Consider the following 24,116-nt stretch of genomic DNA (forward strand, 5'->3'; position numbering starts at 1 on the left):
ACCGGCGGACCCTGCCGACACGAGATACCGACACAACCGAGGGTTGACACTGACCATGACCGGACCAGTTCGACCCGGCCCCTCCGAAACCCACTCCATGCCCGGGCGGTCGATGGCGGTGTGTGCGCTGCTCGGTGCGGCGGTGATGGCCGCGGTCGACGAGATCGTCTTTCACCAAATCCTGGCCTGGCACCACTTCTTCGACCGCTCCACTCCGGCGGTCGGCCTGCTTTCGGACGGCCTGCTGCACACCGCCGAGTTGCTGGGCCTGGTGGCCGGCTTCGTCCTGTACGCCGACCTGCGCCGCCGCCGCGCTCTGGCGCCGACCCACGCCTGGGCGGGGTTGTTTCTCGGCCTGGGCGGCTTCCAACTCTTCGACGGCATCGTCGATCACAAGGTGCTGCGCATCCACCAGGTCCGCTACGGCGTCGACACCATCCTGCCCTACGACCTGGCCTGGAACGCCGCCGGGCTGGTGCTGCTGGCCATCGGCGTCGCCTTGGCCGTGCGCGCCCGCCGACGCACTCCAGCCGATGCGGCGGGCGCGTGACTGCCACACACATTCAGCACGCGCCAGCTCATCTCGGCATCGCAGCGATTGAACTGGTCATCGCCGCGACCGCCTGCGCGGCGGTGCTCGGCTACCTGCTGGCTGCCACCCGCCTGCGCCGTCGCGGCGATATGTGGCCCAGGCGACGGGACGTCTTCTTCCTCGCGGGCGGTAGCGCGCTGGTCTGCGCCGTGCTGATCCCGCTTCCGGGTGAACCGTTCACCGGGCACATGACCCAGCACCTGATCACCGCGATGATTGCGCCACTGCTGCTGGTCCTGTCCCGCCCGCTCACCCTCACCCTGCGCGTCCTTCCCCCCGGCCGAGCGCGGCGCGCCCTGCTGACGATGGCGCACTCCCGGCCCGCGGCCTGGCTGGTCTTCCCGCCACTGGCCGCGCTGCTGGACATCGGCGTCCTGTGGCTGCTCTACCGCACCCCGCTGTACGCCGCAACCCAACACCAGCCGCTCGTACACGCGGCGGTCCACGCCCACGTCCTGATCGCCGGGCTGCTATTCACCTTCGCCGTCTGCCAACTCGACCCGCTGCGCCACCGCTGGAACCTCGCCTGGCGCGCGACCACGCTGCTGGCCGCCGGAGCAGCCCATGCCATCCTCGCCAAAACCCTCTACGCCACACCCCCGCCCGCAACCGCCGTCACCACCGACGACCTGCACACCGCCGCCCAACTGATGTATTACGGCGGCGACCTGGTCGAGATCGCCCTCGCCGCCACCGTCGCCATCACCTGGTACACCACGACCGGCCGCGCCCACACTCGACGCCGGCGCCAACCGGCTGCGGCCTCCTGACGAACACCCACGCTCGCCCGCCGCCCCCCTTTCCGGCGTATTCGGCTCCGACCCCCGTGGGGGAAGCCTGGTAGGAACCAGGCATCCCCCGACGACAATCACTCCTGAGTGTCGGTAGTCCCGGTGGCAGGGTTCATCGAGGCGGCCGACGGCGGCGGGGTGCCGTACAGCCGCGGGTCACCGGGAGGCAGCACCGGCCGGTCGCCGTGCGGCTCCGGATTGTCCGTGTAGCTGAAGTTGCGCCCGCTGCCATCGGGCATCTCCCCCGAAGCCCACCTGCCCGCACCGGCTTCGGCGCCATCGCTGCAGTTCATGTACTGGCTGACGAAGTCGAGGTTCTGCTCGGACTCGTTCGGGAACGCCTCGGGCACCGGCAGGCCCTCCAATCCGTCCGCCTTGAGTTCCTCGATCGCCGCCAGCCACTGCTGCTGGTGCATGTGGTCGCGGGCGAGGTTGAACCGCAGCATCGCCTTGACGCCGGGATCGTCGGTCATGTTGTACAGCCGTGACACCTGCAACCTGCCCTGCATCTCCGCCGTCGCATTGAGGTGGAAATCGGCCATCAGGTTGCCGGAGGACGTGGTGTACGCGCCCAGCCACGGCACCCCGCTGCTGTCCTGGTAGTAGCCCCCGCCGCCGTTGTTGATGAGATGCTGCGGGTTGGACCCGCCGTAGATGGCCGCGGTCATCGGATTGTCCGACACGGCCGCCTCCTGCACCGACATCGGCGCACCCTCGTTCAGCCGCGCGATCATTGTGCAGATCATCTCGACGTGGGCCAGCTCCTCGGTACCGATGCCCAGCAGCATGTCCTTGTACTTGCCCGGCATCCGGCAGTTCCAGCCCTGCTGCAGATACTGCAGCGCGACGGTCAGCTCACCCCATTTTCCCCCGAGGATCTCCTGCAGACGTTTCGCGAAGGCAGGGTCAGGGCCATCCGGTTTGGCCTCGAACTGCAAGGTCTGAACATGATAGAACATTGCACTCCTTCTCACGGCTTCGATTGCACACGTCACTTTCGGCCGCGACGCATTCGAGAAGAGTTCCCCTTGCGTGCTCGCCTATGCTCCGAACCGCTGACCTTTCTGGCCGAACAGATACTTCGGCAGGACTGCCAAAAAGTGAATGGACTCACCGCGCCTTGCACGAGGACCCCGCCGGGGCGATCGGCACAGCGAAGCAACTTGTCGAAGCGACCGCGAAGGTCGTCCTGCACGAACGAGGGCTGCCAATCAATGACAACGCCACCGTCCCGGACCTGGTCAAGGCTTCCCAGCAAGCTCTGCACCTGCACCCCTCGCCGACGTCATCCACAACGCCATCGGGGAGACGAGCCGACATCGGCGAGGTACCGCGCGACGGCCGACCAGTGCGATGCATTCGGGTCTGCCGCCACCGCTGTCGAATACCGCATCTGGCCGTGACGTCTATATCCGGACAGAATGGGGCAGGTGGGCGATGAACGATCATCCCGGCAGGCTGCCAACAGTGAGGCGCTGGGGCAGGTAGCGCACGCTCTCAGCGAGGTGGCCCGGTCACTGACCGCGGAACCGGATCTGCACCAGACCATGAAAGGGATCGTGACTGCCGCGGTGGCAACGATCCCTGGCGCGGAGTACGCCGGGGTGTCGCTGCTGGAGGCCGGGCAGCTGCGCACCGTCGCGCCGTCTGACGATCTCGTGGCCCGCTTGGACGAGCTGCAGCATGAGCTGGGCGAAGGCCCATGCGTGGACGCCATCGCCGAGCACCACACCTACCGCACCGGCAACCTCGCCGACGACTCCCGCTGGCCCAAGTTCGCCGACACCGCGGCCAGCCTCGGTGTGGCGTCCGTGCTGGGGTTCCGATTGTTCGCCACCAGCACCACCCTGGGCGCGCTGAACCTGTACTCCTCACAGCGCGACGCGTTCGATGCCGATGCCGAGCACATCGGTGAACTGTTCGCCGCTCACGCCGCCGTCGCCCTGATCGGCTCCCAGGAACAGGCCCAGCTACGCACCGCGCTCGGGACCCGCGACGTGATCGCCACGGCCAAGGGCATCCTCATGCACCGCCACCACCGCACGGACGCGCAAGCGTCCACGATGCTGGTCGAGGCGTCCCAGCACGCCAACATAAAGCTGCACGACGTCGCTGCCTGGGTCGTCGCCGAAGCCAACAACACCGCCGCAGGCCACGACCAAAGAATGGAGGCCGCTCGGGTCACACGGGGCTGAAACCCGGAGGCCTTAACATCCCAACACCCGGTATTTCACAGGGCGCCAGGTCCGGGCTACCCCCCAATGGGTGCGCCGACCTCGCTAGAGGGGATCGTGGCCCTATCACACCAGTGGAGGCATAGCTGGCGACCCCGTGTTGCTACGAGGTGGCGAGTTCGTGGCGGCTGTGCTCGCGCAGCAGACCACAGGCCTGCCGTGGTTCGTCGGCGAAGCCCACACCGTCGTCCTCCAGGCACAAGAGGTCTTCACCGAGGTGGTGGACCTCCCCCGAGGGTGAGCTCGTTGTCCCGCTCGCCCTCGCGTTCGACCCACCGGCGCATCTGGCCCCTGTCCTGCCAGTCACCGCGGCGGTAGACCACCTCGACATCAGACTCGTCGTAGACCTTGTACAACTTCTTCTCCGTCATGCCCCCGGGTGATTTCAGGGGTGAGTTTCCGCCCCAGTTCGGAACGAGTTTTGGCCGCACTTCGCACTCCGGCCAGTTGATTCGGTGAACGAGTTTTGGCCCCACTTGTTGATCTTGTCCGTTGGTCTGGTCGACGGGGGCTGGGCGCGGGTGTGCGCGAGCCGGAAAGCGGGCGACGACCGGCAGGAGCGAGACGCAACGGCGATGCCAGCCAGAAATGTCGGTGCTCGGACCTAGTATGCAGAGCATGACGCGGTACATCGACAAGGATCTGTACGGTGCGGAGTTCCGCGAGTGCGACCTGACCGGGGCACGCCTGATCGGCGTCGTCATGCAGGATGCCGTGACCGACGGGCTCATCACCAACCTCGTGGTGAACGGCGTCGAAGTCACCGAGTACGTCGAGGCAGTGCTTGACCGGGATCATCCGGTGCGAGTGCTGATCCGCTCCGAGGACCCCGCCGATCTGCGCGAGGCATCACGTCAGCTCCATGCCGCCTGGCCGCCACGATCGAGCGAACGCCAGGTATCGAGCGCCGCAGCGTGAACGACGAGTGGTCGGCGGTGCAGACGATGCGCCACCTGGTCTTCGCCCACGACTCGTGGTTCCGCCGCTGCTGCCTGGGCTCGACGGAGCTGTTCACTCCGATGGGCATCGGGACGACCGTCGAGCCCTACCGTGGAGCGCATGGGCTTGACCTCTCCCTCGATCCGGCCCTCGACGAGATCGTGAGCGTGCGTGACGGACAGGCCCCGAGCTCGAGGCCTGGCTCGACGAGATCACCGCTGTCGCGAGGGACGGCATAATGATAAGCAAAAACGCATTAATCATTGTTGCAACGTTAATCACTGTCGCGGCTGCCTACTTTGCTTACGAAGCGGTGACACACCACAGTTACATATACGGATTAATATCCTTCTTTGCTGTCGCCTTAGCGGCTACCGCTGTGAGGAGCTATCTAAAGAACCAGCGACAATAGATAAAAGGTAAACCCGTCTTTGTCACCGTTAACGGAATATGGGCGAACGCCAAGACAAGGACGGGTTCCCTTGCCCCCATACGGCGGCAAGGGGACCCGTCCTTCGTCGTAACGTTCCTGATGTTGACGAAACCGGGGCGAGCCACAGGCCCCCGCACCGCGTCCTCGATCGGCGAGCTTGATGTAGCGGCGGCTGACTCGGCGCTAGCGCCTCCGGCCCAGCACAGCCCGCACGGCGGGTCACCTGAACCATCAATCTGAGCGATTCACGCGGGGCTTCTACCGTCTGCTCGCACGTGGGAACAACGCTCGGAGCGGCTCGTTGTATGAGGAAGCCCGCGCGGAGGTACTACGCTGGCAGGATGCCGCTGTTCTCTGACATTGATGGTCCGGCTCCTGAGGGGGCTGCCGAAGCGACGGTCGGGCAGGTCGTGGGTGAGCTGACCAGGCAGGCCCGTGCCGGGCATGTTGTGTACCTGACCGGGCCGGGTGATGATGACGTGGTGGCTGTCGCCCCGGTCGACGTGGTGAAGGCGGGGCTCGCCGCGTTGGGCCGCACCGAGGATGGCACCCGCCTCTAGATCAGTCTGCTGGTGTAACCGGCGTCGACGAGTCGCTGGTAGGCGGCGTTCACCTCATCGGGTACGTCCTGCTGGATGGCGAAACCCCGGCGGGCGTACTCAGTGATGCGTTGGGTGTCACCGACCAGCATGTTGATGACCCGGTCGATGTCGCCGATGCTGGCGATGTACTCGTCGAGTGGCAGTGGCCGTGATGAGCAGATCACCTCGACCTCGGGCCACACTTTGCGGCAGGTCGCGTACGCGCGGCGCTGCTGGTAGGGCCGGGAGATGAGCATGATCGAGGCGGGGTGTATGCCCGCGTCGGTGAGGACCTGGCGGCTGTGGGTGATGTTCTGGCTGGTGTTGGTCGCCTCGGTCTCGATCATGATCGCCTCGGTGGGGACGCCGAGGCTGACGGCGTGTTCGCGGTAGTGGACGGCTTCGCCGCGGGGGAAACGCTCGATCGTGGTCGGCGCGTTGGCGCCGGTGAACACGATGCGGTCGACCAGGCCCTGCTGGTACAGATCGGCGGTGTGGATCGCGACGCCGAGGTCGTGGGAGCCGAGCCCGATGCCGACGTCGCAGCGGCGCGGTTGGTGGCCCATGTCGTGATAGGCCCACAGGGTCTCGACGTCAGCTTGAAGGTCGGGCGGAAGCTGGTTGGTCGGCATGTCGGTGGACCTTACGGGCGGTGTGAGTCGGCGGCGTGCACGCCCATTCGGTAGGCGAGTTCGACCGCGCGGGTGGCTGGTCGGGGCAGTCTGATCATCTCTCGCACGAGGATGCGCGACAGTCGGTGGTAGCGAACCTGTTCGGGCGCGTCCTGTTCGGCCGCTAGCAGCACGTCGAGCGCGTCGTCGGTGCGGTTCCATCGGACGTAGGCGCGGGCGGTTTCGATGGCGTGCCGGGCTTGGCGCTCCACCGGCAGCCCGTGGGTGTTCACGCGGGGGCCGAGATGGACGGCCACCTGGACGTCGCCGAGTTCCATCGCCGTGGTCATCCGGTGGATCGTGACGTTGGTGGGCCCGAACGCCGTCCACAGGTGGTTCGCGTCGTGCCCCACCCGCGTGGCCGCTTGGTCGGCCTCGGCGAGGAAGGCCGTGGTGTCCGCCCGGTTGTCGCGCCGGGAGGAAGCCACCGCCCCAACCAGGTGCAGCATCCCGTACACCGACAGGTACTCCGGTGTGGCGGTGCCGAGGCCGGGTTCGAGCCGGTCGGCGGCGGCGCGGCTGAGCGCGACCGCTTGCTCGAACTCGCCGATGGACAGCAGGGCATGCGCCACCGACCGGTACAGCGACCCGATCATCAGGTCACTGCCACTGACGTGCGCTGCGGCCAGCCCGCGGCTGGCCGAGATCGACGCGAGATCAGCCTCGCCGAGTTTCGTCAGGAACGCCGTAGCCAGTTGGTGGGCGCTGGCGGCCAACGTGTGGGCGCGCACCCCGTCGTCGCTGGTGTGTCCGTAGTGCTGGCACGCGGTCTGGGTCTCGGTGATCAACAGGGGTAGCCGCTGGATGAGCCGGGCGTAGCGGGAGTTCTGGTAGTCGCCCCACTGCGTCGCGAGCTCCGCGGCAAGGGCGTCCAGGCGAGGTGGCTCACCGGGCTGCGGGCCAGCGAGGAACTGGCGATGGTCCATCAGCGCCACGCGCAGCGCCGGTATCGTCCGTCGGCCCGATTCGTCGGCCCCCGCCATCAGCACCGGCTCGCCGATCACATCGCCGAGCGCGACGTCCAAGGCATGCGCGAGACGCCGCAACACCGACAGCCGATCCAGCGGGAGCACGTCGTGCTCCACCTTGCGCAGCCAGTCCTCGCTGCGGCCGACCAGCCCTGCCAGAACCGCCTGGGTGAGCCCGCGCCGCTGCCGATAGAACGCCACGCGTTCCCCGATCGTCAGGTCATCGGTCATGCCTCGCATGGAGTACATCCTCCCACCCCCGTCGCCCACGACCCCAGAGAAATCCTCCCGGTCCCACCCCGCCAACACACCTAGCGTCCTCGTCCAGCGACAACACGCGACACAGGGCCGCGAACGTCGATCGTTCCGCCAACGAGCGAACCGGGAGTGATAGTGACCGCGATCAGGGACACGCAGACACAGCGCAACCATCCCTGCCGGCGTTCAATTGCTCGTTCGGCAGCCAATCAAGCTCCTGCCGTGCTGGCCGTGCCCCGACCGGCCAGCACGGCAGGTCCGACTATTGGGCTCGCCGGTGTTCTCCCGCGGGCCAGGGTGACCTTCCCAGTTGGCGGCCACCAGTGCCACCGGTACTGGATCGTCTGCGGGTACTACGAGTGCGTTCACGGTCATGTGGTGCCGATCCATGGCCGGGAGCGGACGACACGATGACCAACGAGATCATCTCCACGCCCGAACGGCATGCTGCGCTGCCACTCGTGAGCCGGGACTGGATCTGCGCAGTGAAGTCCGTGCTCCGAGACCGCGCCGACCAGGAACCCAACCCTTCCGGTTCATCGCCCGATCAGTGTGTCGTGAATGTGGTCATCGAGTTCGGCCAGGAAGTTCTCGGCTCGCCATGGACGCAGATCTCGTCGTGCCAGACGGATCCGCTGTGCGGGCACCCGGCCGCCCGTCGCCGCTGTGATGTCCACGGCTTCGTGCAAGAGATCGACACAGGCGAAGGGATCACCGAGACGCAGTCGCGCGAGGGCCAGGTCGGCGTTCACGATGCCTCGTTGCACCAAGTCCCCCGACAACCTCAACGCGCTGAGCGAGCGGTCGAGGCTTTGGTGGGCACGGCCCGCGTCGCCTATGTGGAGAGCGCAGAGTCCGTCGAAGCCGTTCAGGCGGTCGACGTTGAATCCGCCGTGAGGGTCGTCGACGGTCAGCTGATCGACGGTCTTCCACGCTCGGTCGAGTGCCTCGGTCGCTTCCCTGGCCTGGCCGCTCCGAGCACAGATCTCGGCGTGAACGGCGTGTGCGCGGGCTCGAATGGCGTAACTGGTGCCCCGGTGCGCATCGGCGGTCGCGGCACGGGCAATCTTCAGCGCCGCGTCCACGTTATTGGTTGCATGCAAGGCCACCATCGTGTGACTCGTCTGTACCGCCGCCCGGTGGCTACGGTCCTTGAGCCGTCCCGCGACCTCAGTGGCGTCCGCGTACAGGGCCATGGCGATCTCGTCGTCGCGGGTCTCGAAGGCCAGTCGCGCGGCAAGAGCATAGGTGTCGGTAGCCAGCAGCATCAGTTCGTCGTACGGACCAACGTGGTCGAACTGCAGGAGCCGACCGCAGGACTCGACGATCGGCGCAAGCTGGAGCTGAAGACGGACGAACGGGGTCGATCCGACCTGTCCATTGATGGCCGCAACAGCATCCTGCAGTTGGCTGAGCAGGTCAGGATCGAGCCGAGATGGATCGCGCTCAACAGCGGCGACGCTCGAATGGGTGGTAGGCGAGAGCACGGCCAACAGGTCTCGGCCCTCACCTCCCGCGCTCTGAGTGATCAGCTCAACGAGCTGTCGGATGCGTTGGGGTGGCGCTCCGAAATGGCGGAGTGCGTCGAGCAGCGCAGCGAAATCCGATCCGGTACCCAGCGCCAGGTCTCCGGATGGGGTTCGCGCATAGAGGTGGGCCAGGAGAAACTGGTAGCGATCGCCGGGACTGGTTCGGCTAGTGAGACTCTCCCACCTGGCGACGGTGCGCTGGATGCTCGCGACCTGCCTGTTCATCAGCGAGGTGACGGCGAGTTGGCGCGCAGTATCGCGCAAGCCTCGGGCGAGATCGGTCCAGGACCAGCCGCGTCTCTCGCGCAGCTGCCGCAGCAGGCGCACCCCGGTATCCCGATCAGTGGTCACGCCGCCCAGTACACCATCTCTCGAAAGTCAGACTGGCACGACCAGCCGGGGTTTACCCTGGTCGGCGGCGTAGTTCACGGTGTACCAAGTGCCGCTCGTCGAATCCGAGCCCTGCGGAAAACCGATTACGAAGCCGCTGCGGTCGACCATCCAGCGGTTGCGGGCATGATAGGCCGAGGAGCCGAGCTTTTCAGCGCGCAGCTCGACGACGCCTGCAAGCCGGCCGCCTCGTTGCCATCGATGGATGGCCTCGCCCGCGACAGCTGGTTGGTCGGCCACAGTGCACGGTACGACGACGGTCAGGGCGGCCTGTGTGTGTTCGGCCAACCAGTCCAATGCGGAGGTGTCGATTCCGGCGGCACCTCCGAGGTAGAAGGTGGCGTTCGGGTCGGCAAACGGCCGGAGGTAGTCGTCGAACAGGCCGGTCAACTGCGTCTCGGCCTGGGCAGTGATCGAGCGTGTGCCGGTGATCGTGACGTGTCGAGGCACGCTCGCGCGCTCCTTCGCGGATGTCATCGAATGTCATCTGCCCCCGTCGTACCTAGTCACGATCTCATGAACGCACCGGCTGCGACGAGGCTCCCCCGACCGCGTCGCAGCCGGTTGCCTGCCCAACGACGACCACGGTGACCGCGACCATGAGCCTGCTATCCACGATGAACCGCCTGACGACGAAGAAAAAGTGGTCGAGTGCGATTGACGACATGCTCCGACAGGTTGTCGACGAAGGATTCGCTTTCTACGTCTGCGGCGAGCGACGCGATCCGGTGGTCTTGGTTGCGGCCTACTACTGGAAGAGCTACGTCGACCTGCTCACCATCACCGAGCCGGACCGAGTGACCGCGGCGCGGGCCGTGCGCGAACCGGGCTTCGACGTCTTCGGTCCCCGCAAGGTGGTGTGGGCCTACGGCAACGAGGCTGAACCCACCCTTCGAGCACTGTTGAACCTTACACATCCTGACCACCCGGATCATCCGACCTGCCCACACGAGCCGCCACGCCTCATGATCGTGCCCGCTCACCTACAGCGACCGATGACATTCAAGGCACCCGATTCGTGGAAGGTCCAGAACCGCGTACAGCGCTTGGAAAGCGCGCTCGCGAGTGACCTCGCCAGCATGGAAGCGGCTGGCCTGCTGACGCGCGAGGAAGGCCCTCTCTGGTCTGGGCAAGGAGGCTTCGTCCTCCCAAGTGGCGCTCCAGACGGGGTGGTGTGACACGTGGGCGGGATACGCGAAGTGGTTGCCGTGATCGTCGCAGCCGACAGTCGGCTCGGCGGCGCCGTCCGAGCGATCGACGACCTGGCCGGACACTTACCGCCACCGGAAGAGCAGCGCACGTGCCCGCTCTGCTCGGTCCAGTCCTGGCCCTGCGCTCGGTTCGACGACGCAGCTCACCGCGTGCAGGCTGCTGGGCTACGACTCGACGACTTTGTACCGCCAGACCTGCACGAACGTCTCCGGCATTTGACCCGCCAACCACTGCCCAGACCATCAGCTCGGGGTCCGGGCGACTGGTTCGACCAGGGGCGACACGATCGAGGACGCCTTCTCCACCCACCCGCAGTGCCACACGACAAGGAAGTCAGTTGAACGACATGGTCAAGCCCGTAGAGGGAAACAACGAGGCCGACAGTTCCGAGCGCGTCGCCCACCTGCGCACAAAGATGGTCGATGACCTGATCGCCGAGGGCACGATCGTGTCCGCGCAAGTCGAGGCCGCGATGCGCAAGGTTCCACGCGAACGGTTCGCGCCTGGTGTGGACCTGGAGGAGGTCTACCAGCTGTACAACGGCGTGGTTACCAAGCGCGACGAGTCCGGGAACTCAGTCAGCTCGGTGTCCGCGCCGCAGGTGCAAGCACACATGCTGCAACAGGCGGAGATAACCGAAGGCATGCGGGTCCTGGAGATTGGGTCCGGCGGGTACAACGCCGCACTGATCGCCGAGCTCGTCGGTCCCGCGGGGCGCGTCACCACGGTCGATATTGACCAGGACATCACCGATCGAGCCAGCCGCTTCCTCGGGGAGACGGGGTATTCGCAGGTGAACGTCGTATTCTCCGATGCCGAGGCTGGCGTCACTGAACAGGCCCCGTACGACCGGATCCTGGTCACCGTCAACACGTGGGACGTGCCGCCGGCCTGGGTGGAACAGCTCGCACCGACCGGACTACTCGTGGTTCCCTTGCAGGTCAGGGGGCTGTCGCGGACGATCGCGTTCGAGAAAGCAGACGAGTGCCTGGTCAGCCGATCTGCGCGCCTGTTCGGTTTCGTGTCGATGCGCGGTGCCGGGGCGCACCAGAGCAAGCTGCTGGTCATGCGCGGGGGCGAGGTCACCCTGCGCCTCGACGATGACTTCCCCGTTGATCCCACCGAGCTGGAGGGCGTTCTGGACACGCCGCGGGTGGAGGTCTGGAGCGGTGCCAGCATCGGCCGGTTCGAGCCGTGGGCCGGCACCCAGATGTGGCTCGCTACGGCGCTGTCCGGTTTCTGTCGCGTGATCTTGGACAAGAAGCTGGACAGCGGCCTGATTTCCCCGCCCGGAAGCCACTCAGCCGCGATGGCTGTTGTCGACGGCGGCAATCTTGCCTACGTCACGACGCGCAGCAGCACGGTCAATGAGTCTGCCGTCGAGTTCGGCGTCCACGCCTTCGGACCCGACGCGGAACGGCTCGCCGAGGACGTGGCTGAGCAGCTCCGCATCTGGGAGCGGGATCACCGCAATGGACCCGGCCCCCAGTTCCGCGTCTACCCGGCGGGCACCGCTGACGACCTGATGCCTGCAGGGCGTGTCGTCGACAAGAAGCACAGCCGGATCACGATCTCCTGGCCACATGCGGCTAACGCTGCGGCCGGTCGGAGTGCCCTGCAAGAAAACACCAAGTAAGGAGAGTGACCCACATGTCCGAGGTCCTGTTTTCGGGTGGCGCCACCGCGTTGGCAGAACGGCCCGTTGCGGATGATGACGAGTTCGCGCTGGATGTACGGGTCGTCGTGGCCTATGCCCCTGTCATGGGGGACTGCCCGACGGACGACGGGTGCGGCAACACCTGCGCGGGCAACGACAGCGCCTGCAACTCGTTCGCAGACGATCCGTCCTGACCCACGGGGTGCTGCCGGTGCGCTACGGCGCACCAGCAGCACCCCTGCGGTCGCATCGTCACAGGAGGCGAGACAGTGCCATCAAGATCATCCGCGGTATACGTGCCTGGCGGTGCGGCCGTGCTCCGCGCCAGCACCGACCCCAGCGGGTTGGATCTGCCTAGTGCCCTGGATTTGTACGGCGATGGTGGGATCGAGCGCGGCATAGCGTGGTTGACGATGCAGTGGCAGCGGGCGGATGTTCGGACCGCCGTGGGTTACGCGAGTCCGGCCCTATCCCGCCAGATCGACGAGATGGTGGCCGCCGGTAGTCGTGATCTCCGAGCGGTTCGTCGAGTGGTCATCTCCCTGGCGTCCTACCTCCTTCGCTGGCAGCAGCGCCCCACCCCGTTCGGGCTCTTTGCCGGGGTCGGCTTGGCTCGGATCGGTGCTGCGGCCAAGGTGCGTTGGGGCTTCGAGCATCGAGTTGCCGTTCGTGCGGACGCGGCCTGGCTCGGTGATGTCATCACACGTCTGCATCAATGTGTGCCGCTATTGGAGCGGATATCCGTGGTCGTCAACAACGCGGGCAGTGTTCGCGGTGATCGGTTCGTTGCACCAGGGTCACCTCCGGACGGAGCGGGCCAAGAGTTGGCGCCGATCGAGGTGTCCATAGGTCTGGGCCGACCAGTCCGAGCCGCAGTCGAAGCAGCCCAGAAACCTGTGCGATTCGGTGCTCTCCGCGAACAGATCATGGCCCGATTTCCAGCGGCGACTAGACAGTCGGTCGACACCATGCTGACGGGGCTGCTCGACGAAGGGATCCTGATCAGCAGCTTGTCCGCGCCGATGACGTGCCAGGACCCGCTAGACCACGTCTGCACAAAGCTGGAGGCCGTCGAGGCCAAGACAATCCCCGAGGTCACGCATACCGTGCGCGAACTCACGACTATCCGCGAGCAACTGGCCGGAGAAGCCGTCGCCGTGACTGAAACCGAAGTCACAAGACGGATGCAGGCGTTGAGCGCCGTCGCGGACATGCCTCTCCTTGCCGACACGATCTTGGATTGTGACGTCGAAATACCAGAGCAGGTGGCTCAGGAGGCGCGCGACGCCGTCCGAGTCCTGTATCGCCTTTCCCCATATCCGTTGGGGTATCCGGCCTGGCGCGACTACCACTCGCGATTCCGCGCACGCTACGGAATCGGTGCGCTCGTGCAAGTCCTGGAGTTGGTCGCCGACAGCGGACTCGGCCTCCCGGCTGGCTTCCTTGGCTCCTCGCGCGGGCGCACCGCTCATCAGATGAGCGAACGCGACGAAAAGCTCCTCGCGATGATCCAGCGAGCGACAGTGGACGGCACTGGCGAAATCGTCCTGACCGATCAGGCGATTGAGGACCTCACGGCCAGCGATCCCGCTGACCTGCACCTGCCCGCTCGTGTCGAGGTGGCGGTCGAGATCCACTCCAATGGTGTAGAAGCGTTGTCTCGCGGCCGGTTCACGTTGGCGGTGACTGGAACGCCAAGGCCAGGCAGCAGCATGGCTGGCCGCCATGCACACTTGCTGCCCGACGACGGCCGCGACGCGGTCGCCGCCTCCTTCACCGCAGCCGAGCCCGGCACCGTTGCCGCCCAGTTGTCGTTTACACCACGGAAGCGCCGCAACGAGAACGTCGCACGGACCGAGCAGTTGCTGCCCCACGTCATTCCCGTTGCCGAGCACCATGAGCGGGACGAGCACCTGATCAACCTGACAGACCTCGCCGTCACGGCGGACGACCGTCGGTTCTACCTTGTCCAGATATCCACCGGCCAGCGCGTCGAGCCGCGCGTGACCCACGCTCTGGAGGCCGGCGTCCACACTCCACCTCTGGCCCGATTCCTCGCCGAGATCACCACCGCCCGAGCTTCGGTGTACAAGGCGTTTCACTTCGGGGCCGCCGCCAGGCTCCCGTATCTTCCCCGAGTTCGATACCGACGAACCATACTGTCCCCGGCGCGCTGGCTGCTGGCGGCCGGCGACCTACCTGGCCGCCGTGCCTCGTTCGCTGTATGGGAGGCCGGGCTGGACGCATGGCGACAGCAATCGCGTGTCCCCGCCTGTGTCGCCCTGGTCGAACTGGACCGGAGACAGCCAGTGGACCTGAACCACCCGTTGCACCGACTCCTGCTGCGGACGCGCCTGGACCGCGGAGGCCGACTCGAACTGCGCGAAACCTCGGGACCGGCGGACATTGCCTGGCTTGGCCGAGCTCACGAGCTTCTCATCCCCCTGGTCCTGGATTCCGCTGCCGCTGCAAGCCGGTCATCATCGATCGCAGTTCCACAGCAGGTTGTGGCCAGCGACGCCAGCCACCTGCCAGGAGATTCGCCCATTCTGTGCGCGCAGATCTACGGACACCCAGACCGCTTCGATGAAGTTCTCACGGAGCGACTTCCCAGCTTGCTCGGAGCCTTCGGCGATGTCGCACTGAACTGGTGGTTCCGCCGCCATCGCCAGATGAGCCGTCCCGATGACGATCAGTACCTGGTCCTTTACCTGCGCCTGCCTCAGTCATCCGCCTATGGCTCGGCTGCCGAACGCCTTGTCGAGTGGGCGAGCACGCTGCGCAGCGAACGCTTGCTGTCGCATGTCGCGCTGACCACACACGAGCCCCAGACAGGGCGCTACGGTCACGGTTCCGCATTGGAGCGCGCGTACGACCTGTTTGCGGCCGACTCCGCGGCTGCTCTCGCACAGATCGCCTTGACTATCCGAACCGGGACGCACCGACAGGCGGTGGCAGCTGCCAGTTTCGTCGACGTCGCCGTGAACTTCGCCGGGTCGGTCCAGAGCGGGTTGGATTGGCTGCTCCGTGAACTTCGTCAACAGCACGGGCGGCTGCAGCCGGCGCTCCGCGACCGAGCGCTGGAGCTGACTGACCCGGAGGCCGTATGGACGTCGTTGCGTTCCGTGTCGGGCGGGGAGAAAGTCGTGACTGCCTGGCAGCGGCGCGCCGTTGCACTCGCGGCCTATCGAGTAGCCCTGGCCGAGCAGCGTGATCCACTGACGGTGCTGCCGTCTCTCCTGCACCTGCACCACATTCGTGCAGTCGGAGTCGATCCGGCGCTTGAACGCGTCACAGGCCGTTTGGCTCGGGCTTCCGCGCGCCGCGCCGCTGCTCGCCGCGGGGAGATTTAGGTTGGCTACCACGGCGATCGCGCTGGCCGATCTCGCCCAGCGGCATGCCAACAATTTGGCACTGCCGGGACCATGCCCAGAGGACAAACCCTGGGCCGATCAATCTCTCTCCAAGGGCACCGCCGGAATGGCGCTGCTGCACATCGAACGTGCTCTCATCGGTCGCGGAACCTGGCGCGAGGCACACCTTTGGGTCACCAAGGCTGTCGCCGGTCGAGTCAGCGCCACGGATACTTCCGGCCTTTATCTCGGGGCTCCGGCAGTCGCGTTCATGCTGGACGCTGCGGCGACTGGTGCCAGCGGTCGCTACCAAGAGGCTCTCGCGGATGTCGACGGTCACGTGGTCGCGCTCTCTCACCGGCGCGCCGAAGCTGCGCTAGCACGCATCAAGGCGGGCGAGTTCCCTGGATTCCGCGAGTACGACGTGTTCTTTGGTTTGAGCGGCCTCGGCGCATTGCTCCTGCGTCGCGCCTCCGATAGCAGCGCGATGGAGCGCGTCCTGGACTACCTCGTTGCCCTGGCCAGGCCACGTCAGGTCGATGGCGATGTACTGCCTGGCTGGTGGGTCGGCCACGATCCCCACCGTCGAATCTCCGCCTCCTATCAGGAGGGCCACGGCAATTTCGGTCTTGCCCACGGCATCACCGGCCCTCTGGCCTTGCTTAGCCAGGCTATGCGGCGAGGGATCATCGTTGACGGTCAGCACGAGGCGATCATCACCATCTGCGAATGGCTCGATTCGTGGCAGCAGGAGGGCGCGGCCGGTCCCTGGTGGCCTGAATGGATCACCCTGGCAGAGCTGCGTACCGGCCAGCCTCACCAGTCGGGGCCGGCGCGCCCCAGTTGGTGCTACGGCACGCCTGGAATCGCCCGTGCCGGCCAACTCGCTGGCATCGCCACCGGTGACGCCCACCGGCAGCGGATGTACGAACAGGCGCTGATTCGCTGCCTCGACGACCCTGAGCAGCTAGCTCGGATCACCGACGGCGGCCTGTGCCACGGTTGGGCCGGGCTGTACCAAACCGTCTGGCGATCGGCCCAGGACGCTGGAACATCCGCGTTTGACGAATACCTTCCGCCTCTGGCCGCGCACCTGGGTCAACACACTCGCCACGGGCCAGTGGCGAAGCGCGGCTTCCTCGAAGGCACAGCAGGAACAGCTCTTGCCCTGCATACCGCCGTGTACAACACCACGCCGACTTCGGGATGGGACGCATGTCTACTCATCGACTGACACCGCGAGAGGTAGAACTGCGAAGCAGTGATGCCGACGAGTCCGCGGTTGCGCAGGGCGCGGAGTACGGGGTTCTTCTGGTACTGGCCGGGGCTTCCTTGAATGAAGCCGCAGCAGCCATTCACGTCGAACCCGCGGACCTGGCCGAGGCCGTCGAGGTCTATCGGAAAGCTGGACGACACGCCCTCGAACGGCAGGCAGCTTCGGACTGGTGGCAGATCTACATCGAGTTCATCGATTGGAGCACGGCCGAACAGTCAGCAGCCGACACCATCGCGCCGCTGTTGCACCGAGCTGGAGAGGACGGCCTCGTCACGAAGTGGTGGTTCATGAGGAAACACCCCTGCTGGCGACTACGGATTCACCCAGGGCGGGACGGACACGCGATGCGGGACCATCTCGGGGCCGCACTCGATGAACTCGCAGCCGACGACCGCATTGCCCAATGGTGGCCCGGCACCTATGAGGCCGAGATGCAAGCTTTTGGTAACTGGACGGGCATGGAGGCTGCCCACGATCTATTCTATGAGGACAGCCGCGCCGTCATGCACCTTGCTCACAACGGCGGCGGCGGGCTGGGCCGACGCGAACTGTCGCTGCTGCTGTGCAACACCCTGATGCGCGCGGCGGGACTGGAGTGGTACGAGCAGGGCGACGTCTGGCACCGGATCGCTCAGGAACGCCCACTGCCAGAGGATGTCTCTGCCGCGAATCTGACCGCCATGGCCAGCGATCTCAAACAGTTGTTGCTCGCGAACACAGCTCCTGGCGGGCCGCTGCTACGCGCAGAAGGTCCCCTGGCCTCATCCGCAGACTGGGCCAGCGCCTTCCGACAGGCCGGCCGGACCCTGGGGTCCGCGGCCCGTACGGGGACGCTGCAGCGCGGCCTTCGTGAGGTTCTGAGCTACCTGATCATCTTCCACTGGAACCGCCTTGGGTTGCCAGCTCGAACACAGAGCATTCTCGCGTGGGCGACGCGCACCGTCATCCTTGGTCTGCCCGGACATGTGCCGCCCAACCCGACATTGAGTGGTGGACCTACCTCTGGGACAACAGCACCGCCATTGGCGGCCCGAGCGAACGAAGGCGTAGCCGAACGAGCACTGGCCCGATTTCCGCTTGTGTCGCAGCGCCGCTTTCCCTGTCCTGATCTGGAAACCCAGGTGCGCAACGTGCGCGAGTGCGCAAACTCCTGCCAGGAGTCAACCACTGTCGAAGAGCGGATGAACCGCGCCTGCACCGTCTGGAATCTGTCCGCGCGCATCGCGGCCGAATGCGGTATGCCCGACGTCGCCATCAGCCTATGTCGACGACAGTTCCGAATTTTCCGAGCAGCGTCACCACTGTCGGCCGGTTCTGCCATCGCTTCGCTCCAGCCAGTGGTGAACCTCGCCCGACTGACCAGGCGGGCAGGTGACAACCAAGGCGCCTACCGCGAGCTCGAAGCGATCAACCACGCCGTCCGTAATGGTGGTGCGGCCGTGATCCACGGTGACTTGGTCGACTTCGACGGCCTAATCGCGGACCGCTCGTCCGAAGTAGACAACTGGCTTCGGCAGGTTATGCGTGAGGATGGAACCCGCGCGCTTGTCGCAGCCGGCCAGTGGACGAACGCCGCAGCGCATGCCGAGAAGTACGACGAAACCAGAAATCAGTTCCGCGAAGCCCGCCAGACACGCGCCATCGCTCTTGCCCTTAACGGGAAAGCCAACTTGGCGCTCAAACTTATCGACAACACCGCCAAAAGCGATGCTTGGGAGTACGCCGGGGCAGCGTGCCTGCGCAGCTACCTGCTTCTTCAGGAGCGCAGCATCGGTGCAGGTGACGTGATAGGCATGCTTAACGATGTTCGGCATGTCTGCGGGGCATCGCACCGACCCACGGGGTTATTCCGGATCCGGCTCGGGTTGACCGCGGCAGACCTTGCTGTTGCGGCACAAGGAGATGCAGGGCTTCTCTGCGCCGAGCTGATCGAGAAGGCTGAACGATCGGCAGATGCATTCATGGCGCGCGAGGTGCTGGCACACCCAGAATGCCAAACGCTGGCTACACCCAAGCAGAGCGAAACCTTGGGCCTGCTCGTCGAGCGAGCAGGTTTTGACTCGGGGCAGGTCCCCGCGGTGGTGATGGACGACCTCATGTCATCCGTACACACTGCCGAAACCGTCCTGATCGCGAATCTCGGCGTCACAGCCAGCCGACTGGGGCCGATCCGTGACTGAACCTGAACACGGTCTAGATCGAGGGCTTGCCTTGCCACACACCTCCACCGTACCGACCGGTCTGCTCGACGAGCTGCGCAATTTCTATCGGCGTGAACCGAGCCTGCTCGCCGACGACCTTCCGGGCCTGCGGCTCCTTTGACCGGGGTCGGAACAATCGTGTCTTCGCCTGGGACGGCCCGGACTGCGAGGTCTGCCTCAAGCTGTACCGCACCGACAAACGCGACCGCGCGGCTTGCGAGTAACAGGCCCTCGCACATGTCGCGGCCTGCGGAGTCACCGCTGCTCCACAGCCGCTGTGACACAACCCCGACCCCGAACTGCCTGCAGTCGCGATGACCATTTTCGCCGGTCGGCCGGTGCCCGACCTCGCCGAGTCCACCACCGCACTTTGGGCCATGGTCGCGATTCTCGACCAACTCCGGGAGAGCCCACTCGGACCGTTCGCTGACACGCCGCGCGTCGATTCACCCGCAAATTACAAGAATCGGGTCACCGAGGTCTGGCCGGGCCAGCTCGACGAGTGCGAGGACGAGCCGCTTACCGCTGACATGCAATTGATGCTCGGCCCCTGGTACGAACGAGGCGACACCGCGGTGCTCGCCGATCGGCGCCGAGGATCGTTTCTCGCGGCGACTCTAACCTGTTCAACTGGCTCTGGGGCGAGCCGAACGTCCACGTCGTCGACTGGGAGTTCATCGGTCACAGCGACACCGTCTATGACGCCGCCGAGTTGGTCGAACACCTCAGCGCCCGCGTCATCGACGATGAGTGGCGAGTCGCGCTACTGCCGGACCACGGAATCGTCGACGACACGGCACGTCGCCGTTTTCTGGCCGCACAGCGAACCGTTGCGCTCAGCTTGCTGTGGAAGCGTGGAGACAAGCGAGCCGATGATGTCGAGTTTCAGGTCAAGTGGGTCCGTGAGCTGATGAACAGCAGCTTCCTGTGACACACCTGGCTTCAGTGTCGCCTCATGTGCGCTATCCCGACGGGCCAGTGCCGTGAACGCCCTGCCAATCCCGCGCTTGCCGCCCAGCCCGCTGTTCAGTGCCTCGACCTCGGCAGGTTGCCGTTCCCCGCGCCAGACACCCGAGTACGAGGCACTGACCGAATACTTGCCATGTGTGGGTGAGCTCGACGCCCCCAGGTGTGATGTGACGGCCAACGCCAAGAGTGTCGAGGATGAGCAGGCGGCAGCTGCCATCGCTGCACGACCTCAGCCCCACCCCAGCCTTGACCTCCTCGCTCGAGTCCTACAGGGCCTAAGAGAACTGTGATCAGAGCCAGCGCCGTCCCTCGATGCTGACTTGAGCTACGCAGTGCGGGAGGGCCGGCGTTGGAGCCGTCGGTAAGGACGAGTGATATGTAGGCTTCAACCGTTCCGTCCCCGACGGGACTGCTTCGACGAACTTGGCGTTGGGAGGGTGCCTGCTCATGGGCGAGCTAGGTGTGATCCGCAATTACGCCTACTGGTCGGATCGCCGTATCCGGGACATCGCGTCAGACAACGGCATCCCCCTCGAACGACGCGTGAGTTGGAAGGCCAAGACGGCTTTTCCGTTGATCGGTGGGCTCGAAGTTGCTCCGGAGGCACGCACGCTAGACCGTGCCGAAGTGGCGCCCAGGATCGAGACGGCGATCGGCGACCTTGCAGTTCAGGACTTCGTCACCCCGCCACCGGTGATGTTCGCGAAGGGCGTCGGCCGGGTCGAGTTCGCCCAGTTCACGGGTGGCATCGAGAAGCGACAGGTCGTCGTGATCTACACCAACACCCGCAGCAGCACTGGGAGTCGCGTCGACGTGTGCCTGTTCGGCAGCCTGGAGAACACCGCCGACTACATCGGCGGCTCCGACCAACCACCGCCAGGATGGTCGTCCTCCGCAGCTCGGACAATTGCTCTCTACATCCAGAGCCGAGGAACGATCAACAACTCGCAGTGGGACGACCCGGAGTCCCTCGCAGTCGAAGCCCTGAAGATCGCAACAGAGCAGGGCGTGACCGGAAACTGGGACGAACACGAGAACAAGCCCTGGACGCGGGGGTTCACACTCGGCCACACGACCGAATCCGAGTGGTTCGCACAGATCTACAGCGACGTCGTGCTCGACAAAGACCGGTGGACCTTTCCCAGCGACGGCGGCATCAGCCCAGACGTCGAGCGCATCCTCATCGGCGCTCCATTGTGGGTACGGACTCCGGGCGCACACGCCGTCACCCGCTACCGCGACCTACGCTCAGGGAGCGACAGAGCAACATGACAAGGGACTCCTGCCTGGCCTGGATGGCCACCACTACGCCTTGACGGACACAATAATCGAGTGAGCGATGACTGGGAGCAGCGCTGGGCATCGGGAGCCCGGACGTTCTACATCGCCGAGATCGTGCGGCAGGCGAGTTACGCCTTGGCGGCGGTGCAACAGGCGCTTCAACTCAGCCGGGATCCACAGGGGCGTTCCGAGGCGTGGCCGGCAGTCCAATCGTTCCTCACTGCGACTGCCATCATCAGCAAGTTGTTGTGGCCCGTCAGAGCCGAGAGAGCCGACCGCAAGTCCCGTTGGCGTCGCTTTCGCGCAGATCGACTGCGGACCGAGTTGATGGTCAGCGACACCTCGGCCCTGCGGGACAGGAAGGTCCGGGACTCCGCTGATCATTTCGACGAACGCATCGACGACCTTGTCCGCGACCAGCGCATCCCGCAGGCGTGGACAGACCTGGCGGACGAGGAGCTCACGCAACGGGCAGCCCCGTTTCGTGCGATCGATGCTGATACCGGGGAGGTGCTTGCAGGCCATGACCGAATGGCCTTGGCGCCAGTCGTCACCGAGCTGAACGCGATTCTGCAACGGTGCGAAACCATCGAGCCCGGATCCTCCAGTGCCCCCGACGTCACCATGCTGCTGGCCACGCTGAGGTGGCCGCCGCTGCCGTCCCTGTTCGCGCCCACCGAGCGCTCCGACGAACCAGTCACCGCCAGGGCCAGTATCGCGGCGACTGGCCCTCAGACCCTGGAGGGGTTGATCACGCTGGTTATCGATCAGCTCTTCGAGCATCCGGACACGAACCGCACCCGGCGCAGAAAACATCGGTGACGTCAGGCCGGTCCAGCTGGCATGCTGGTTACGTACCGCGATCAAGTGCGAACGCACGGTGAGTGTGCCTGTGAGCATATCCGTGAGCATGCCCCTGGCTCTCACCAGACCATCAGTTGTTGTTGTGTAAGGTATCCGTCACGAGATGAGGGTTATCTGTAACCAGGGTCGCTACCGATACCGCGGTATGCGTCGCTTCGGCCATGGTGAGGGACATCTGCTGCCAACCTTCGTGCCTGCTGTCTCCCGGTTTCGCCGACCCTGTCACCTGAAGGTGGTAAGCAGATGAAGCGCTGTGGCGGGGACGGACGTGGTCGCTTCCTCAAGAAGGTGCTCGATCGCGTTGGCTTCCGGTGATCTGTCAACATCGATCATCTTCGACCAAGTCGCCGGCTGGTACCGCGCCAACGACGACAGCGCTAGCAGTACGGCCCACAACGCTAAGAATGGGTGAAGACCGGTCGCCATAGATCCGATCGCGGGAGTGACGAGAGAGTCGTCGGCGGACCGGTAGCACGCGACCCCGAGGTCGCTGAACGTCTTGTTGTCAGCGAGCATCAACGGCGGCGAGCCGCTGCGCCACTCAACGCTCAGCCCCATCCCAGGACCCGCATTGCGCCAGCCCAGGCCACCCATCGGTTGCGATACGTGCAGCACGCTGTCTCGCAACGCCGGGTAGCGATCGAGATGCTCCTTGACCCGCACTGGGTCTTGACCGAAGAGGTCATGCACTCGCCGCGGAAGCCAGTTGACCTCGGCGTGGGCGAAAGTGCCGATCTCAGGCCACCCGTCCTGGAAGAACAACAGAACAGGCACCATGACGTCGTCAGTGAGCGGGACGTCCACTGTCTCCGGCAGAAGCGGCCACAACTCTCGTAGAGCAACCGGCTCATTGGGGACGAGTGCCTCTACATCGATGGCGGAAGCGACGGCCGGGAACAGACCAGACTTGGTGGCGGTAACAAGGACCTCTGCCGCAGTTGCGGTATTGGTGTTGGCGGTCAAGCCATGTCCACTGACCTTCGACACCTGGTTACCGATCCGCGGTGATGCAGCAACAATTGCCCGACCTGCCTGCGACAGGGCATAGAACAACTGGACTGGCCGAGTGGCGTAACCAGTGTCACTGGCTGCGTCCAGGAATTGCTCACATTGCTCCAACGCTGACTGGAACGTCGTTCGCCGCGCACCCTGCTTCGCATACCCCGGTGGGTCGTGACGAAGAGCCCGGAGACTCCGCAACTTCCGTCCCGCAGCCGACACAGCGACCTCCTTCTTAGTCGCACCAAGGTACAAGTACCCCGGTCCATCCGCTAATCACCGACAATCTCCGCCTCTCACGGGCACGCTGACTCGTCACGTTGCCCGTCATCGGTCTTGCCTATCGGTGCGTCAATGGTCGACCAACGGAACTCGTAACGTGCCACTAGGCTGTCGATCCGTGTCGTTCAGCGCCCGCCGAGCGCCCTGACCGCGACCACCAGCCAGACATCGACAGATGCGGCGCGACTGTCCAAGGCGCCGTGTCGCTTCCGTTGAGCCCCGACGCGCAGCGGCAGAGCTTGCTGGACTCGTCGATAGTCTCTCCCTCCCCGGGCTTCTAACACAGAAGGGAGAGGATCGCGAAGCTGGCCGCGATTTCGGCAACGGAGACGTCATGCATCTGTCCTACGATGTTGATAGCTGCGTCATGAGGCGGACGTCCACATGCGCAGTTGCTCGTGGAGAACAATGACGGCCTGCCACCATGGAACGACCTGCTCGACGATGGCGGCGAATACGTCCGCGACGTCTATGAGGAGATGCACGACGTTCTCGGCGACATCCCTAGTGGAATAGGGGTACAGCCGGGCGCAAGGACGCGTCTGTTCGTCCACTCAGATGAGTTCGACACCCGAGTGTTTGATTTCGACCGATGTCGGCCTGCTGGCACAAGGGGAAGCCAGCCAACTTCCGCCC

Annotated in this window: 21 protein-coding genes; 14 read left to right on the forward strand and 7 right to left on the reverse strand. The window is 65.3% G+C overall.

Annotation, left to right across the window (positions count from 1 at the left end; genetic code table 11):
• The first annotated feature begins 55 nt into the window (after window positions 1–55).
• Window positions 56–550 carry a DUF2243 domain-containing protein gene (locus ACZ1DY_RS08990; protein WP_043832417.1) on the forward strand — a complete coding sequence of 165 codons (495 nt, stop codon included), beginning with the start codon at window positions 56–58 and terminating at the stop codon, window positions 548–550.
• Window positions 547–1,362: a cytochrome c oxidase assembly protein gene (locus ACZ1DY_RS08995; protein ID WP_197684728.1), complete on the forward strand. Its 816-nt coding sequence runs from the start codon at window positions 547–549 to the stop codon at window positions 1,360–1,362. The genes ACZ1DY_RS08990 and ACZ1DY_RS08995 overlap by 4 nt, the downstream gene beginning before the upstream one ends.
• A 98-nt stretch (window positions 1,363–1,460) precedes the next feature.
• On the opposite strand, the gene ACZ1DY_RS09000 is transcribed toward ACZ1DY_RS08995, so the two are convergent.
• Window positions 1,461–2,342, reverse strand: a complete 882-nt coding sequence (locus ACZ1DY_RS09000) for a manganese catalase (protein WP_051172177.1) — start codon at window positions 2,340–2,342, stop codon at window positions 1,461–1,463.
• Window positions 2,343–2,813: 471 nt separating this feature from the next.
• Here ACZ1DY_RS09000 and ACZ1DY_RS09005 point away from each other — a divergent pair, with 471 nt between their 5' ends.
• The 3 genes from ACZ1DY_RS09005 to ACZ1DY_RS09015 all read left to right on the forward strand — a co-directional run bounded on the left by ACZ1DY_RS09005 (window position 2,814) and on the right by ACZ1DY_RS09015 (window position 5,549).
• The gene (locus tag ACZ1DY_RS09005; protein WP_318780706.1) at window positions 2,814–3,578 is read left to right on the forward strand and encodes a GAF and ANTAR domain-containing protein; all 765 of its coding nucleotides are present in this window, start codon (window positions 2,814–2,816) and stop codon (window positions 3,576–3,578) included.
• A gap of 657 nt (window positions 3,579–4,235) precedes the next feature.
• On the forward strand, window positions 4,236–4,535 hold the full coding sequence (locus tag ACZ1DY_RS09010) for a pentapeptide repeat-containing protein (protein WP_197684729.1): 300 nt from the start codon (window positions 4,236–4,238) through the stop codon (window positions 4,533–4,535).
• Between the two features lie 795 nt (window positions 4,536–5,330).
• Window positions 5,331–5,549, forward strand: a complete 219-nt coding sequence (locus ACZ1DY_RS09015; protein WP_072029921.1) for a hypothetical protein — start codon at window positions 5,331–5,333, stop codon at window positions 5,547–5,549.
• Here the strand turns inward: ACZ1DY_RS09015 and ACZ1DY_RS09020 are convergent.
• The 4 genes from ACZ1DY_RS09020 to ACZ1DY_RS09035 all read right to left on the reverse strand — a co-directional run bounded on the left by ACZ1DY_RS09020 (window position 5,546) and on the right by ACZ1DY_RS09035 (window position 9,863).
• A complete protein-coding gene (locus ACZ1DY_RS09020; protein WP_043828850.1) occupies window positions 5,546–6,202 on the reverse strand; it encodes a YdcF family protein in 657 nt (218 codons plus the stop codon). The genes ACZ1DY_RS09015 and ACZ1DY_RS09020 overlap by 4 nt on opposite strands.
• 11 nt (window positions 6,203–6,213) lie before the next feature.
• Complete coding sequence (locus ACZ1DY_RS09025) at window positions 6,214–7,440, reverse strand: helix-turn-helix domain-containing protein (protein WP_043828849.1); 1,227 nt, start codon at window positions 7,438–7,440, stop codon at window positions 6,214–6,216.
• A 563-nt stretch (window positions 7,441–8,003) separates the two neighbouring features.
• On the reverse strand, window positions 8,004–9,347 hold the full coding sequence (locus ACZ1DY_RS09030) for a hypothetical protein (protein ID WP_081684720.1): 1,344 nt from the start codon (window positions 9,345–9,347) through the stop codon (window positions 8,004–8,006).
• Between the two features lie 27 nt (window positions 9,348–9,374).
• Window positions 9,375–9,863: a DNA-processing protein DprA gene (locus ACZ1DY_RS09035; RefSeq protein WP_051171775.1), complete on the reverse strand. Its 489-nt coding sequence runs from the start codon at window positions 9,861–9,863 to the stop codon at window positions 9,375–9,377.
• Window positions 9,864–9,973: 110 nt separating this feature from the next.
• On the opposite strand from ACZ1DY_RS09035, the gene ACZ1DY_RS09040 reads away from it, so the two are divergent.
• The 9 genes from ACZ1DY_RS09040 to ACZ1DY_RS09080 all read left to right on the forward strand — a co-directional run bounded on the left by ACZ1DY_RS09040 (window position 9,974) and on the right by ACZ1DY_RS09080 (window position 22,157).
• Window positions 9,974–10,564 (forward strand): hypothetical protein, encoded by a 591-nt coding sequence (locus tag ACZ1DY_RS09040; protein WP_112285791.1) that lies wholly within the window; start codon window positions 9,974–9,976, stop codon window positions 10,562–10,564.
• Between the two features lie 380 nt (window positions 10,565–10,944).
• Window positions 10,945–12,234 (forward strand): methyltransferase, FxLD system, encoded by a 1,290-nt coding sequence (gene fxlM / locus ACZ1DY_RS09045; protein WP_043828846.1) that lies wholly within the window; start codon window positions 10,945–10,947, stop codon window positions 12,232–12,234.
• Window positions 12,235–12,248: 14 nt separating this feature from the next.
• Window positions 12,249–12,449, forward strand: a complete 201-nt coding sequence (locus ACZ1DY_RS09050; RefSeq protein ID WP_043828845.1) for an FxLD family lanthipeptide — start codon at window positions 12,249–12,251, stop codon at window positions 12,447–12,449.
• A gap of 120 nt (window positions 12,450–12,569) precedes the next feature.
• Window positions 12,570–15,608: a lantibiotic dehydratase gene (locus ACZ1DY_RS09055; protein ID WP_197684732.1), complete on the forward strand. Its 3,039-nt coding sequence runs from the start codon at window positions 12,570–12,572 to the stop codon at window positions 15,606–15,608.
• A 1-nt stretch (window position 15,609) separates the two neighbouring features.
• A complete protein-coding gene (locus tag ACZ1DY_RS09060; RefSeq protein ID WP_081685171.1) occupies window positions 15,610–16,842 on the forward strand; it encodes a lanthionine synthetase C family protein in 1,233 nt (410 codons plus the stop codon).
• On the forward strand, window positions 16,824–19,064 hold the full coding sequence (locus ACZ1DY_RS09065; RefSeq protein ID WP_081685170.1) for a thiopeptide-type bacteriocin biosynthesis protein: 2,241 nt from the start codon (window positions 16,824–16,826) through the stop codon (window positions 19,062–19,064). The genes ACZ1DY_RS09060 and ACZ1DY_RS09065 overlap by 19 nt, the downstream gene beginning before the upstream one ends.
• 619 nt (window positions 19,065–19,683) lie before the next feature.
• Complete coding sequence (locus ACZ1DY_RS09070) at window positions 19,684–20,016, forward strand: hypothetical protein (RefSeq protein WP_235147155.1); 333 nt, start codon at window positions 19,684–19,686, stop codon at window positions 20,014–20,016.
• A 485-nt stretch (window positions 20,017–20,501) separates the two neighbouring features.
• Window positions 20,502–21,326: a hypothetical protein gene (locus ACZ1DY_RS09075; RefSeq protein ID WP_043839739.1), complete on the forward strand. Its 825-nt coding sequence runs from the start codon at window positions 20,502–20,504 to the stop codon at window positions 21,324–21,326.
• A gap of 60 nt (window positions 21,327–21,386) precedes the next feature.
• On the forward strand, window positions 21,387–22,157 hold the full coding sequence (locus tag ACZ1DY_RS09080) for a hypothetical protein (protein ID WP_043839741.1): 771 nt from the start codon (window positions 21,387–21,389) through the stop codon (window positions 22,155–22,157).
• Between the two features lie 264 nt (window positions 22,158–22,421).
• Here ACZ1DY_RS09080 and ACZ1DY_RS09085 read toward each other — a convergent pair whose 3' ends face one another.
• Together ACZ1DY_RS09085 and ACZ1DY_RS09090 are read right to left on the reverse strand one after the other, a co-directional pair.
• Complete coding sequence (locus ACZ1DY_RS09085) at window positions 22,422–23,420, reverse strand: YaaC family protein (RefSeq protein ID WP_228708110.1); 999 nt, start codon at window positions 23,418–23,420, stop codon at window positions 22,422–22,424.
• 425 nt (window positions 23,421–23,845) lie between these two features.
• Entirely contained in the window at window positions 23,846–24,034 is a 189-nt protein-coding gene (locus ACZ1DY_RS09090; protein WP_072029935.1) for a hypothetical protein, read from the reverse strand.
• Between the last annotated feature and the right edge of the window lie 82 nt (window positions 24,035–24,116).

It is taken from the genome of Amycolatopsis sp. PSD-21, from assembly GCF_055561455.1.

Bases quoted from the DNA above. Each gene is read 5' to 3' on its own strand.
- ACZ1DY_RS08990 (WP_043832417.1), top strand. From the start codon at position 56: ATGACCGGACCAGTTCGACCCGGCCCCTCCGAAACCCACTCCATGCCC.
- ACZ1DY_RS09000 (WP_051172177.1), bottom strand. From the start codon at position 2,342: ATGTTCTATCATGTTCAGACCTTGCAGTTCGAGGCCAAACCGGATGGC.
- ACZ1DY_RS09010 (WP_197684729.1), top strand. From the start codon at position 4,236: ATGACGCGGTACATCGACAAGGATCTGTACGGTGCGGAGTTCCGCGAG.
- ACZ1DY_RS09015 (WP_072029921.1), top strand. From the start codon at position 5,331: ATGCCGCTGTTCTCTGACATTGATGGTCCGGCTCCTGAGGGGGCTGCC.
- ACZ1DY_RS09020 (WP_043828850.1), bottom strand. From the start codon at position 6,202: ATGCCGACCAACCAGCTTCCGCCCGACCTTCAAGCTGACGTCGAGACC.
- ACZ1DY_RS09025 (WP_043828849.1), bottom strand. From the start codon at position 7,440: ATGACCGATGACCTGACGATCGGGGAACGCGTGGCGTTCTATCGGCAG.
- ACZ1DY_RS09035 (WP_051171775.1), bottom strand. From the start codon at position 9,863: ATGACATCCGCGAAGGAGCGCGCGAGCGTGCCTCGACACGTCACGATC.
- fxlM (WP_043828846.1), top strand. From the start codon at position 10,945: ATGGTCAAGCCCGTAGAGGGAAACAACGAGGCCGACAGTTCCGAGCGC.
- ACZ1DY_RS09050 (WP_043828845.1), top strand. From the start codon at position 12,249: ATGTCCGAGGTCCTGTTTTCGGGTGGCGCCACCGCGTTGGCAGAACGG.
- ACZ1DY_RS09065 (WP_081685170.1), top strand. From the start codon at position 16,824: ATGTCTACTCATCGACTGACACCGCGAGAGGTAGAACTGCGAAGCAGT.
- ACZ1DY_RS09075 (WP_043839739.1), top strand. From the start codon at position 20,502: ATGGGCGAGCTAGGTGTGATCCGCAATTACGCCTACTGGTCGGATCGC.